10 protein-coding genes are annotated in these 14,569 nt (G+C 36.7%); 8 read left to right on the top strand and 2 right to left on the bottom strand.

What is annotated here, in order from left to right; all coding sequences use genetic code 11:
• Nucleotides 1-4 precede the first annotated feature (4 nt).
• The 7 genes from QLQ94_RS19195 (at nt 5) to QLQ94_RS19165 (ending at nt 5,912) form a co-directional block, all read left to right on the top strand.
• Nucleotides 5-640, top strand: coding sequence for a TerB family tellurite resistance protein (locus QLQ94_RS19195; RefSeq protein WP_482498196.1), 636 nt, complete (start codon nt 5-7; stop codon nt 638-640).
• An 11-nt stretch (nt 641-651) separates the two neighbouring features.
• Nucleotides 652-1,851 (top strand): conjugative transposon protein TraJ, encoded by a 1,200-nt coding sequence (gene traJ, locus QLQ94_RS19190; RefSeq protein ID WP_482498194.1) that lies wholly within the window; start codon nt 652-654, stop codon nt 1,849-1,851.
• Between the two features lie 30 nt (nt 1,852-1,881).
• Complete coding sequence (gene traK, locus QLQ94_RS19185) at nt 1,882-2,490, top strand: conjugative transposon protein TraK (protein WP_482498192.1); 609 nt, start codon at nt 1,882-1,884, stop codon at nt 2,488-2,490.
• An 80-nt stretch (nt 2,491-2,570) separates the two neighbouring features.
• A complete protein-coding gene (locus QLQ94_RS19180) occupies nt 2,571-2,891 on the top strand; it encodes a hypothetical protein (RefSeq protein ID WP_482498190.1) in 321 nt (106 codons plus the stop codon).
• A 54-nt stretch (nt 2,892-2,945) separates the two neighbouring features.
• Nucleotides 2,946-4,238 (top strand): conjugative transposon protein TraM, encoded by a 1,293-nt coding sequence (gene traM, locus QLQ94_RS19175; protein ID WP_482498188.1) that lies wholly within the window; start codon nt 2,946-2,948, stop codon nt 4,236-4,238.
• Nucleotides 4,239-4,255: 17 nt separating this feature from the next.
• Nucleotides 4,256-5,077 (top strand): conjugative transposon protein TraN, encoded by an 822-nt coding sequence (gene traN, locus QLQ94_RS19170; RefSeq protein ID WP_427402969.1) that lies wholly within the window; start codon nt 4,256-4,258, stop codon nt 5,075-5,077.
• A 37-nt stretch (nt 5,078-5,114) separates the two neighbouring features.
• Nucleotides 5,115-5,912 carry a hypothetical protein gene (locus QLQ94_RS19165; protein WP_271335041.1) on the top strand — a complete coding sequence of 266 codons (798 nt, stop codon included), beginning with the start codon at nt 5,115-5,117 and terminating at the stop codon, nt 5,910-5,912.
• Between the two features lie 1,134 nt (nt 5,913-7,046).
• Here the strand turns inward: QLQ94_RS19165 and QLQ94_RS19160 are convergent.
• Both QLQ94_RS19160 and QLQ94_RS19155 read right to left on the bottom strand, forming a co-directional pair.
• Nucleotides 7,047-8,171, bottom strand: coding sequence for a glycoside hydrolase family 88/105 protein (locus QLQ94_RS19160; protein WP_482498186.1), 1,125 nt, complete (start codon nt 8,169-8,171; stop codon nt 7,047-7,049).
• Between the two features lie 22 nt (nt 8,172-8,193).
• Nucleotides 8,194-10,992 carry a glycosyl hydrolase gene (locus QLQ94_RS19155; protein WP_482498184.1) on the bottom strand — a complete coding sequence of 933 codons (2,799 nt, stop codon included), beginning with the start codon at nt 10,990-10,992 and terminating at the stop codon, nt 8,194-8,196.
• 433 nt (nt 10,993-11,425) lie between these two features.
• On the opposite strand from QLQ94_RS19155, the gene QLQ94_RS19150 reads away from it, so the two are divergent.
• Complete coding sequence (locus QLQ94_RS19150) at nt 11,426-14,569, top strand: SusC/RagA family TonB-linked outer membrane protein (protein ID WP_482498183.1); 3,144 nt, start codon at nt 11,426-11,428, stop codon at nt 14,567-14,569.

Raw genomic sequence — 14,569 nt, 5'->3', positions numbered from 1 at the left:
AATCATGAAAAAGGTAGTATTCATTTTTGTAATGTTCTGGCTCGTATGTGCGCCTTTTAAAACTTATGGGCAGTCCGAGGAAATCCAGCAGCTGGTTTTAAATATTGAGAAACTCTCACAGTTCAAAAAGATTTTAAGTGATATGAAAAAAGGCTATGATATTTTAAATGGGGGCTATAAAATGGTTAAAGACTTATCGAAGGGAAATTTTTCGCTTCATAAAACTTTTCTTGATGCCCTTTTGCAGGTAAGTCCCCTGGTTAAGAGCTACAAAAGGGTGGGGGATATTATAAACTATCAGATACAGCTTATAAAGGAGAGTAAAACGGCTGTTAATCGTTTTAATAAAAGCGGGAGTTTTACCCGTGAGGAAATTAATTATTTTGAAAAAGTATATTTTAATCTCACCAGGGAGAGTTTTAGAAATCTCGATGAGCTCACTATGATTTTGACACCTGAGACACTGCGAATGTCCGATGATGAAAGATTAGAGGCCATTGATAAAATATATTTGGATATGCAGCAAAAAGTGCTATTTCTCCGGGATTTTAACGCCTCTTCTGGGGTCCTTTTATTACAGCGCGCAAAGGAGCAAAATGATGTAAGGGTATCGCGTTACAATTATCAAATTAAAAATTAATTCTTGTAGATATGCTAAATCTAAATAAAACAATGGGCGCTGCAGTGGTATTGCTCTTTGCGCCTATTTCAACTAAGGGGCAAGGGGCTGCAGGGGAGATTCAAAGCCTTCACGGGGTACTAGAACAACTCTATGATGAGATGATGCCCCTTTGCAGCAATCTTATTGCAGTAGGGCAGGGTATAGCCGGATTTGCAACCCTTTGGTATATAGCCCTTCGAGTTTGGCGCCATATTGCCAACGCGGAGCCTATTGATTTTTATCCGCTTTTCCGGCCCTTTGTAATTGGTTTTTGCATCATGATTTTCCCTTCAGTACTTTATTTAATTAATGGAGTGATGAAACCCACTGTTATGGCCACAGGGGCTATGGTACAAGGATCTAACAAAGCAATTGAAGTTCTTTTGAAAGAGAAAGAAAAAGCGGTAAAAGAAAGTGACCCTTGGAAAATGTATGTAGGGGTTGGGGGCGCTGGTGATCGAAAAGAGTGGTATAAGTATACTCATGGTGATTCTGATCTGGAAAAAGAGAATATACTTTCCAGTATCGGCAATGATGTGAAATTTGCAATGGAGAAAGCCTCGTATAGTTTTAGAAATTCTGTAAAAGAATGGGTGAGCGAGGTGCTGAGAATTCTCTTTGAGGCCTCTTCACTTTGTATCGATACGCTGAGAACCTTTCAATTGGTTGTGCTTTCCATACTGGGACCTTTGGTTTTTGGAATCTCTGTTTTTGATGGATTCCAGCATACCCTCACGGTATGGCTCGCGCGGTATCTCAATGTTTATTTATGGCTGCCTGTTGCCAATATTTTTGGAAGTATCATCGGTAAAATCCAGGAGCAGATGCTAAAACTAGACGTAGTGCAAATCAACACATCAGGAGATACCTTTTTTAGCCGGACCGATATGGGATATTTAATTTTTATGATCATCGGTATAGTGGGGTATTTTACAGTACCCTCTGTGGCCAACTATATTGTGCATGCAGCCGGGGGAGATGCACTGGGACAAAGGGTGACGAGCATCTTTACAAACTCGAGCTCTTCGGTGATAACAAGAACAGCCGCTGGAGCTGGAATGATAATGGATTCCATGGGAAATTCTTCGGGGAAAATGTCTCAGAGCATGGCCAGCTCTTCGGGCAACTCTGACTATTTTCAGGATAAGCAAAGTTATATGGGCGAGAAGCTCAAGGGAAATTTAAAATAATTTAAATAAAGAGCCGGTATGTTTAGCAAAATGAGAAATATAGACACAGCCTTTGGCCATGTAAGGAGTTTTACCATGCTGGTGATTCTGGCCAGCACTATTATCTGCTGTTATACGCTTTATAAAAGTTTTACATCGATCACCCTTATGCAGGACAAGGTTTATATTTTGGTAAATGGCAAAGCGCTGGAGGCGTACTCCTCGGATCGAAAGGATAATGTACCTGTAGAGGCCAGGGATCATGTAAAAACTTTTCATGGGTTTTTCTTTACCCTGGACCCTGATGATAAAGTAATTAAAACCAATATAACCAAAGCGCTTTATCTGGCTGATGATACGGCCAAAAGGGTGTATGATAATTTAAAAGAGAATGGGTATTACTCGGGTATTATATCGGGGAATATCAGTCAGAGAATTTCAATTGACAGCATCACTATTAATACCAATCAATATCCTTATGATTTTAAATGTTATGCAAAGCAAAATATTATAAGAACTACCAGTATTCTAAATAGAAACCTGATCACTGAGGGCACCCTTAGAAATGTATCAAGAAGTGATAATAACCCGCATGGGTTTTTAATTGAAAGATGGAATACTATTGAGAATAAGGATTTAGGAGTGGAAAACAGAAAATGATGCGCGCGTTATTTAAAAACAAGCAGATCCCAATAAGTGCGAGGTATTATCTGCTGGTAAGGGATAAATGGGCAAAAAAAATGAGCGCATTAACTTTGAATTTATCAAAAAAGGTCCTTGTATTTTATCTGATTCTCTTTGTCCTGGTTTACGCAGGTATAAGTCTTTATACTGTATATGATGCTTTGTGGAATAAAGAGCCTAAGGGGCGAAGGGCGAGAATTGCTCCTGATCATTTAACTGAGATAAAAGCTTCACTGTGTACAAGTAATCAACCCGTGTTATCTAAAACTGAATTTGAAAACGCAGTGCGCTTTAGTATTTATCTGGACAGTATTAAAAAATCCAGGGAACAAGAAAAAAGCTTTGAGAGCCTACATGAGAAAAGAGCGGACCATTAAGACATTTTCTAGGTGCTGAGAAATATAAAAAAAAGAATTTTAAAAAATAAATCCATGGAAAACAAAACAATTAGTTCCAAAGAATCTAAACACCGCAAAATGCTACTGGTGTTGCCAATTATAACACTTCCATTTCTAACGATGATATTCTGGATATTAGGCGGGGGGAAAGGCAGTGCTAGTGAGATTGCCACAGAGCAAAAAAGAGGATTTAATGTAACGCTTCCTAATGCGAGATTTAAGCAAGACGCTGAGCTGGATAAGATGAGTTATTATCAGAAGGCTACAATTGACTCTTTAAAGCTTGAGGAACAGATCAAAAAAGATCCCAATTATTCAAGGCCAGTATTCTCTGAGGATCCCGGGTTGGTTTCAGGGGAATTAGAAACTGATCCGAGAATTTTTCCAAAAGCAAGAACGGCTTTAAATACAGGTTCTCTTAAAGGGGAGAGCGAACAAAGGATGTATCAAAAATTAGAAGCGCTCCAAAAAGTAATTCAAGCGCCGGTAAAAAAAATAGACAATCAGAAGGATATGAGAGAATTTGAATACAGTAATTCTTCAAATGATGCCTTAGAGCAGATAAAAGGGGTACAAGAGATGATATCTTCTATAAATGCGCCCTCTGAGCCAGATCCCGAACTGCGCCAACTAGGAGCAATGCTGGAGAATATTCTGGACATTCAGCACCCTGAGCGTGTGCAGGAAAAACTAAGACAGATTTCAAAAAGCCAAAAAGGGAAAGTGTTTGCAGTGAGTAAAAAAACACAGGAAGAGCCCGTTTACTCACTCGTGCAAACAAACACAAGTGGACCAGGGATCCCAAATTCTAATTCTTTTTACTCTTTAGACCAGGACCCTTTAGATAACCAGGCGCAAAACACACTCGAGGCGGTGGTGCATCAGACGCAGTCTGTTGTAAATGGTTCGGTAGTAAAACTCAGATTAACCACAGATGTTTTTATTAATGGAACCCTTATTCCCAGAAATAGTTTTGTTTTTGGAATTGCTTCTTTAAAAGGGGAGAGACTCGAGGTTAAGATAAAGACAATAAAATTTAATACCTCGATATTTCCTGTGGAACTCTCTGTTTATGATATGGATGGAATTGATGGAATTTTTATTCCCGGAGCCATAAATAGGGATGTTGCAAAAGCGTCCGCAGACAGATCCTTGCAGGGTCTGGGCATTGAGGGATTGAATGATTCGTGGACAGGACAAGCGGCAACTCTTGGTGTGCAGGCTGCTAAGAGTCTGATGAGTAAAAAGGTAAAACTAATTAAGGTGGTTCTAAAAGCAGGCTATCAGGTTCTGCTTTATGATCAGAAAGAAAAAAATGCCAAATAACACTTAAATATTCGAAGATGAAAAATAGTAAATTATGGTTGAGTATTGGGATTTCTATAGTTGCAATTTCAGTATCTGCTCAACAAGATCTTAATAGTGAGGTGAATAATATCAATTTGAGTTATTCTAAGACTACAAGTATTGTATTTCCCTACGCCATTAAAAGTGTAGACAAAGGAAGTGCTGAGATTCTGGTTCAAAAGGCAAAAGGAGTAGAGAATATTCTATTTTTAAAAGCAGGCAGGCAGAATTTTGCCCAGACTAACCTGACTGTTGTTACCGCAGATGGTAAACTCTACGGTTTTATTTTAAATTTTGATCAGCTGTGCCCCACTTTGCACTTAAAGGCTGAACTTGTTTCGAATTTTAATACAGAGGCGCTTTTTTCTTCAGAGAATGAAAACCAGAAACAGATAAGGCATTACGCCGAGCTGGCTTTATCCAAAATAAAAAAAGTGTCTGGACTCCGTTCAAATAAGTTTTCTGTAGACCTTAGGGTAAACGGTATATTCATACACCATGATATGATGTACTTCAGAGTGCGGCTTGCAAACAATTCAAGAATCAATTATGATCTGGACCAGTTGCGCTTTTTTATCAGAGATCAAAATAAATCAAAACGAACCGCTGTGCAGGAATTGGAAATAGTGCCGGTTTTTTGCTCTTCTGAGCTCTCTACAATCAAAGATCATTCTGAAATAACTTTAGTTTTTGCAATACCCAAGTTCACTATTGCAGAGAGAAAACTCTTAAGCGTGGAGCTAACCGAGAAAAACGCAGGCAGACATCTTGAATTAAATATCAAAAACACTGATCTGATGAATTTGGAAATATTATAAAATTTATAATCACATACTAATTTTAAAATCTAATATCATGAACGAGAAAAATTTTGAGTACTTAAGCGATCAGCTTAAATACACCGGATTTGGAGAAGCTTTGCAAATAGAGTTAAAAGAGAAAATGAAACAACAAGAGCCCTCCTTCATATTATATCATGAAACCTATCATGAGGATCGTGTGGCCAGAGCTACTCTTACTTTTAACAAGGCAAAGGATAGCGATATGTATTTTTTTAATTCCTATAGGGTTGAACTTCAAAAAGAGAATATTACAGATGCCTTGGAACATACCTTTTATATGGGTAAGGGAAGTAATATTACCATGAAAGAATCCTACAACCTTTTAATGGGAAGAGCAGTCAATAAAGACCTTACAAATAAAGAAGGTGCGTCTTATAATGCCTGGGTCTTGATAGACTTCAAACAAGGGGATGAGAATGGTTTTAAATTAAAGCAATACCATCAAAATTATGGTTATGATCTTCTTGAAACCCTAGGTAAATATCCTATAAAGGAACTCGAAAACGAGACTTTTCAGAAGGATCTTATCCGCTCACTTCAAAGAGGGAACCTGCAAGAGGTTACTTTTTTAAAAGAAGACAAACACATTAAATTATTTATAGAGGCTAACCCGCAATTCAAGACCATAGGTATTTATGATGATAACATGAAAAAAATGGACAATCGAAATTATAAGGATGTCAAACAAATCGAGGTTGTTTATGAACAGGTCGGTGAGACTAAAAAAAAAATTGAGCATCATGAGAACAATCAAAATGAATTACCCAAGCAAACCAGTAATAGAAGACAAAAACGCTCCAATTCTCTTTGATAAGGAGACAATTTTAAAATCGTTTTCTTTTTTTTTCTCAGCAATAGAGAAAGATTACCGTATCAGTAGTACTCATTTAGGAATATTCTCAGCGCTTTTACGCTATAGCATCTTGCAAGGGTTTGCCAATCCAATTAGGGCTTTTAGCTATCAAATTATGCCACTGGCGAAGATATCTGCCTCCGGGACCTATCACAAACACATTCGCGAGCTTAGCCAATATGGGTATATAAAATACGAGCCTTCCTTTAAGAACAATAAACCCAGCCGTATTTATTTTATAACCCATTAAAAAAGAGCTCAGCTACTGGCTTGAAAATAATCCGTAGTAAAATGCAGCTTTCAACCTTAAGGTTTTACTACGGATTTAAGTCTTATTCTACTGTTTTAATGGCTTAATGTGCATATGGATATTGGGTGATAGGAGTAATTTTGATTGATGTTTTCTAGGCGTTTTTATTTAGTAAAATAAGAGCGAATTCTTAAAGCGAATGTTTCAAAATACCACAATGCTAATTGTATGACTAACACTAATTTTTTCTTAGAGTTTGAATTGAACTTATCAGAAATACGAAAGCTTAATAAGATGTATTTTAAAGGTTTATACCATAAGAGAATTCTGTTTGTTTTGAGCGCTTTATTGCTAGGAGGTGTTTTTTTTGATTTTTTTAATTCAGACAACGATTTAACCCACTGGATTATTAGGACTTTTTTTGTTGTTGCGTGTTTTTTATTTTTTCAGTATTTGATTGTAAATGCAGCTTGCAGCTTGATATTTTATTTTGTCAACAAATTGCTAGAATTTGAAGGCTTTGTAAATAGGTATAAATTCAGATTTACCAGTTCTTTTATCTGTATTGATTCCCCTCTTGGAGCCTTTACTTATAAATGGTGTTATATAGAAAAGGCAATTTTAACAAAAGACTTTTTCTTTCTCTATTTTAAGGACAAAAATGGATATATCGTTTCAATTTCAAATAAATATAAAAACAGAAAAATAGATGAATTAGTTGTTTTTCTTCAAAACAATGTAACGCCTGTCATTAAAGTATAATTCGTTAAATTAGAATATGACCCCACTGCCATATTCTAATTTTTTTTCTTCACCATAATAAAATATAGCTTAATCTATAACTATTTCATCTTATAGATTTCTGAACCTGCCAGTAAAAAGCAGCCTAATCCATAATCTTCAAAGTCAGGAATTTTATCATACGATAAAGGCTGACCATCTTTCGGTTCTTTTCCTGTGGATTGCAAATAACCTAAAAAACCATTTGTATGCAGACTCTCCGTAGTCATTGCATTCCACGCCTTTTGTATTACAGGCAAATAAGTTTCTTTTTTCAAAATTCCACTGTTTATTCCATAGGCCATTCCGTAAACAAATAAAGCCGTTCCTGAAGTTTCTTTCTCTCCGTAATTTGTAGGATCATGTAGACTCACATTCCAAAAACCATCGGCTCTTTGAATGGGAAGCAAAGCTGCTGCCATCGCTTTTAAATCTTTTACATATTGCGCCCTGTGTGGCGCATTCTCCGGAATAATAGTAAGCACTTTTGCCAGTGCGGCAATTACCCAGCCATTGCCCCGGCTCCAGTAGCAATCTTCTCCATTTGGTTCTTTATACGGAGGATCAAAATCAGCATCACGCCACCAAAGGCCATCTTTAGGATTAAAAAGCCCGTGATCCCCATGTTTATTTCTCGAGTACAGATACATTTCATACATTTTCTCGAAATAGCGATTGTCTTTTTCCAGAACGCCCAATTTTGCAAAAACAGGCATACCCATTTGTATAGCATCGATCCAGGACCAATCATCGAGCTGAGGCGTACTTAAAAGCATATTGATATTCGCTTTTGTATTTTTTAACTTTTTTGGATCCGGTTCTAAATTGTATAAATCGATATAGGTTTGGGCCGCGCAATAATTGTCGGCATTCCGGGTCGTATTGCCGCCATTAAAACCCCATTTATGAAATTCTGACCATCCATATGCATAATTATAATAAGCTTCTTTAGGAAAAATTTCGTGCAATGACATGAGTCCTTCATAATAAACACCACGAGTCCAGATATTGCTCGGACGCTCTTTATTTGTGATTATTGTTTTGCCCGTCTCAGGCCATTTTTGCATAAAATAATCATTGGCAAGCACCATTTGTTTCAGGACCAATTTTTTGTCAAAAGGCTCTTGTGCATTTGTTATGTTAGCATAAGAAAGGCATATAGCGAAAAATAAAAGTAATTTGCTCATTTTAATACTCGTTATTTAGTAATTAGTTTTGTTCTTTTAATGGCGTAATGGTAACAGGACCTAACAATCCCGAAGGAGTAGGATTCCATTTTGTGGCATCAAATTTTTTATAATCTTTATCAACCATATTTATTTCGTAGAAAATCTTCCATTCCTGACCTTTTTGTTCCATATCCCTGATCCTGTTAGCAGAAAGATTAGTCACCTGAACTTTTAAAGTGTTTTTTCCTCTTTTCAATTTTTTAAGGTTCAATTGATAAGGAACAGACCAGGCAGTACCAATATATTGGTCATTTATCCAGACTTTGGCACTTTCGCGAACATCTCCCAGATTCAGGTTCCAAAAGGCTGCTTTGTGATTTGGATTCTCAAAATCTAAAGTATAAGTAGCTGTTCCCGAAAAAGCTTCTGCCTCAGGACTCAATTTTGTCCAGGATTCTAAATTTGAAACCGTAGTGCTTGCCGGTAATTGTGGTCCGCCTTTGTCAAAAGTTATTTTCCAGTTTCCTTTTAAAGTAATTGCATTGCCGGTTGACTCGTAATAAATCCATTTTTTTTGAGATATTGTATTTTCTGTTTTTAGAAAATAAGATTGCCCCGGTTCAATTTTGAGTTTAACCATTGTATTATTAGCTTTTTTATTGACAATAGCATTCCCGTATGCCCTGGTCAACGGATCGAAAATAACAACTTCTTTATTGCCAATCTGAAGTGGAATAAAAGTATCGATTGTTTTTGAAGTATGGTTCACTAGGTAATAAATCTTCTCACCATCGATTGTTCTTCTGGTATATTTTAAACCCGTATCAACAAGTGTTTCGGGATATATCTGAGCATTTTCTAAGGTTTTAAAGAGATCTGAAGTTGGTTTTAACTGTTCTTTATTTGCTGACAAAAGATTCTGTAGCTGTTCTTCTTGTTTTTTATAATCATTAAATCCCGGAACCGATTCCGGCAAACCCTTAAAAACAATCGAAGCACCTGCTTTTTTGAGTTCGATTAGCTTTTGCAAAGTTCCAAGTGGCATCTTTTTGCAGGAAGGAACAATGAGCGATTTAAAACTTCCTCCGGGTAAAATGATTTTTCCGTTTATGACTTTGGCCTCCGATATAAAATTGTCAGATATAAAATCAACACCATATCCTTTTTTGATTAAACTTTTAGTAGTATCGTAAAAGGAAGTCTCGTACAACCACTCAGATAAAGAATGTATTTTGAACTGAAAGAATAAATCTCCTTTATGATATTTATCCCAGGTATCAAAAATGGGCCAGTAAAGCAAGATTTCATTATCAGATTTTCCTTGTTGCAATAACGACTGACAGTTGGCTATGTATGAAAAAAGAGCAGGGGCATCTTCCCAAATACTATTATTTGCATTAAAATTTACAGAAGCATAAAATTGCCATCCCGGCCATGCCGCGCGCGTTGGCGAGTAAGTAGAACCATGCAGAAAAACATGATTTACACCATTGAGCATCAAATCTTCGACTTCTGGTTTACATTGCGATAAAGCGGTTTTAAAATGTTCCCTAAGCCAGGTAAAAGTCTCCGATGAAACCAGATTTTTTCCCGCGATATGAGCGGCAGAGGATGAGAATTTGAGCATTACAGGATCAGCATCGCCTTCTCGAATATCTTGTTTCTCTCGTCTGAAACCCGGAATATCAAATGGCATTGAACCAAAAGTTTCACACTCCGGAATATCTGCAGAGGCATATAAATCAATTAGATTTCCAGGAGAGCCATGCGCCTGAAGTTTAGTCTTAAAGTTTTTAGAATGAGCCCACTTTGTCCATGACTCATCAAATTTATGCAGTAATAAATCCCCAATAGTTTGCCTGTAATCACTTCTTATGCGGTTGCCAATCTCATTGTCTGTTTCATTGAGTAAAACAGGCAATTGCTTTTTTAAATCATAGCCCCTTAATGTTTTAAATTCTTCAAAAAAATTAGGCGTAAAATCAGTTCCGTATACTTCAAAACTATCATTAAAAATAGCACGAATTTTTCCTTCACGTCCTTTAAAAACGGTATTGAACGGAACCACATAAGCATTGAAAGCTTCCTTTGAATAATGATCTAAAGTATATCCTTTTCCTCCCGGAGCAGCTCTTTTTACCTGTTGTCCGGTTTTACCGCTAAATACGGCGTATATTGTGTAATCTGTTTTAGTAGCTTTCCAGTTCAGTTTATCGGGTTCTGACAGATTGGGTAAGGCAACAGGAGTACCTTCAAGTCCTTTATCTTTCGAATTAGTTTTGTTCTTTTTTAGCTGATCTGTTAGGTCAATATATTTGCCATCGCTTCCGTACGCTACAACATACAAAAGCTGCGCCGGTATTTTTTCTTTACTGCTGTCAATTGTAATGTTTTTATTGAAAGTTTCATTTTTCTTAAGTACATATTTTTGTACAATTAATTTGGTTGCTGCATAAGGCAAAGTCACCTGAGAACCTCCGTATGGCCATCCTGTTCCTAAAACCATATCGGCCTGCATGTGAAGACTGTCCGCAACATGAATTGTATAATCCAGCATTTCCATCCATTTTGGAGACAGATAATCTATAAAATTATTCTCTTCGCCTTTTACGCCATATATGGGCGTTATTTCCACACCGCCAATTCCCGCCTTATAAAAATCGATCAGGCTTTTCTTCAGGTTAGGTTTGTCAACCGCGCTTCCCATCCACCACCAACGAGTCCAGGGCTTATTGATGCTTTCCAATTCCGGCCATGGAGAAACGGTTTGCTGCGCAAAAGAACTAAACACACAGCAAAACAATAATGTAATAAAGAGGTTTAATCTGGTTGGTTTCATTATTTATTCAAAGGTTTAGTTAGTGTAACTGCACACATAAAAAAAACGGAAACATTGTTAGTTTTTATTTGTTGCAGCAAAGTAAAAGTAGCAGTAGTGTATCAAATTGCTATCCTGTAGCGTCCTGTTTTTATTAATTATATTCAAAAATTAAATATTTATAAAATATGGGTATTCCTTTGTAAATTCTTATTTATTGTTTTAAATAAATAAGAAATACTAAAAAATATTTTAATAAAATTTCGGATATGATATTTTTATATTTCGCAATTAATTAAAGATTGTAAATCAGGCAGTTGAACTGTTTTTGTGTTAAAATAAACATAAAAATAAATATAATCTGCTGAAATATAACAGGATACTACAGGATACTGCGGGAACTACTTCTGGATAAATTTGGAATAACTATTAAACTAACCAAATTTTAACTTTTATGAAAAACAAGCTGAATCTTTTGCTGATTATGGCCTTCTTTGCATTACTACATGCATCGGGTTATGCGCAAGAAAAAATAGTTACAGGAACAGTAACTGATCCGTCTAAACTCTCAATACCGGGAGTCAATATCATTGTTAAAGGAACAAATCGAGGAACGAGTACTGATTTTGACGGAAAATTTAGTATCAAGGCTTCTGAGGGAGAAACTTTAATTTTTTCTTTCATAGGATTTATTAAAAAAGAAGTAAAAATAGGTGCCACAAACACTTATAGTATTTCTTTAGATGCAGAGAGTTCAAACCTGAATGAAGTCGTTGTAATTGGGTACGGAACTCAAAAGAAAAAACTAACGACAGGAGCTATTTCAGGAATTAAAACAGAAAATTTTACAGAAAGACCAATCTCAAGAATTGACCAGGGATTAATTGGGCAGGTTGCCGGTGTTCGTGTAAAACAAACTTCAGGTTTGCCGGGCCAGCCCTTTAGTATCGAAATAAGGGGAGCAGGATCTATTACTGCCGGAAATGAGCCTTTATACGTAGTAGATGGATTCCCTATTTATACAGAAGGTTCAAACAGTAATGGCGGATTCTCCAGCGGTAGTCCACTTGATAATATGAACCCAAATGATGTAGAATCTATAGAAGTCTTAAAAGATGCGGCGGCAGCGTCTATCTACGGATCCAGAGCATCAAACGGAGTAGTTTTAATTACAACAAAAAAAGGAAAAAAGGGAAAACCAAAATTTACTTTTAATACTTATGGTGGTGTAAACAAGGAAGCCAACAGAGTCGATATGTTATCTTCTCAAGGGTGGATCGACAGGGCTAAAACCATGATTGATTCACAATGGGTAGGTTCAGGGATAGCAGGCGCTTCGGCAAGCCAGAATACTCAAGAGCGAATTGCGGCTTATAATGCAAAAAATCCAACAGCGCCACTTAACACGGCCAATAGCAGGTATTATACGTATTTGTACGATGACAGATGGGATATTCCGGGACATCCGGGCTTGGATTATATCGACTGGCAGGATAAAGTTTTCCGTACAGGAGAATTCAATAATTATCAATTATCAGCTTCAGGAGCTACAGATGTTGTCAATTACTATGTTTCTGCCAATTATCAGAAAAATACAGGATACATTATTGGCACTGATTATACCCTGTTTTCTGCCAGAGCAAATGTTGATGTAAAATTATCAGAAAGCTTTAAAATGGGAATCAATATTGCGCCATCTTATTCTATAAAGAATGATCCGGGAGTAGAAGGAAAAGACAATACACTCTTTAAAGCACTTACCGCTACACCAGTTTTTGAAAGCGCCTCTAACGCGGCAGGAGAAAAATATACCACCAGATATATGTGGGGAAGCAGTACAACCAATATGCTCAATGCACTGGCAAAAACGGGAAAAAACTCGATGTACAGAACTTTGATTTCTACTTATGCCACTTATGGGTTTGCTAAAGGATTTACCTGGAAGAGTACACTAAACTTTGATAACTCAGATAATACAACCGAAAGTTATACCCCAAATGATGTTCAGGCTAGTATCAGAGGAGGGTATAATACCTATAGAAGACAAAATTTAGTAAATGAAAACACTTTAAATTACGATAAATCAATAGGAAACCATAATATTAATTTGCTTTTAGGACAATCCTTTAGTTCCTATGAAATTATGAGGTCAACGTTGTCTTCCGGAGCACTTTATAACAGCTCGACTGTTGAAACGTTGCCAACAGGATCATTAGGTTCTACTAATGCTGAAAAAAGTACGCTACTTTCTTATTTTGCAAGATTGCAATACAACTACAAAGAAAAATACATAGTATCTGCAAGTGTTAGACGTGATGGTTCTTCAAAATTTGGATCAGACAGACAATGGGGAGTTTTCCCTTCTCTTTCCCTGGGATGGAGAATAAAGCAAGAAGAGTTTATGCAAAATGTAGACTGGCTTAGCGATTTAAAACTTAGGGCCAGTACAGGTATTAACGGAAGTAACAATATTGGCAGTTATGCTTCTTTTGCAACCCTGGCAACTTACAATTATTCGATTGGTGGTGCAGCAGCAATAGGGCAGGGAGCAGGATCAATACCAAATCCTTCCTTGCACTGGGAAGAATCACGAAGTGTTGATTTAGGATTGGATTTTGGTGTGATTAAAAACAGACTCTCAGGAACATTTGAGGTTTATAGAAAAACGAACAGCGAATTACTTTTAAGAGTGCCTATAGTGGGAGCTACCGGATTTACAAGTTATCTGACCAATGTAGGTGAGGTACAAAACCAAGGGTGGGAATTTGAATTGAGCTCTTTAAATGTAAAGACTCCAAATTTTGAATGGAGAACATCAGCCAATATCAGCCACAACGAAAATAAAGTTTTGGCCTTGGGTCCAGATCAATCTAAAATTGAAATTAGTAATGCTTACGACGGAGGAGTTCCTTTTATAAAATTAGAAGTTGGAAAACCAATGTACACGATCTTCGGACTCAAACAAAACGGTGTAGTTACCCAGGCTGATATTGATACAGGAGGAACCACAATTGGAGGTAATAAATTGGTTTTAGGAGATCCAAGATACATTGACCAGAATGGAGATAAAAAAATCAATTCAGATGACCGTGTAGATTTAGGAAATCCAACGCCTAAATATACCTGGGGAATCACCAATACTTTCAAGTATAAAGATATTGATCTGAATATTTTGGTTCAGGGACAAAACGGAGGAACAGTTTACGGATTAACAGGACGTGCTATTGACAGAACCGGAATGGGATCTGTAGAGAATTCGCTAAATGTAGATCCTTCAGTAAGAGGAAACTGGAGAACTTCTTTTGGCTATCAGGCCAATTCAGATTGGTTGTATAAATCAGATTACGTGAGTATAAGAAACATTACAATTGGATATAACCTAAAGCAAGCAATTAAAGGATTGAGCAGGATTGATAATATGAGATTGTATGTAACAGGAGAAAACTGGTTCTACTGGAACAAGTATAAAGTTGGTTTTAATCCGGAAGCCGTCAATACATCGGCAAGTTCAAACAGTGATTTTTCTGTGCCGGTAGATTATGGAGGAGCGCCTTTGGCAAAATCTTTAGTAATAGGACTTAACATTAATTTTAATTAA

Source organism: Flavobacterium sp. B114r (genome assembly GCF_056824125.1).
Note: the sequence above shows the minus strand (reverse complement) of the source record. Positions and strands in the feature narration are given on the sequence as shown.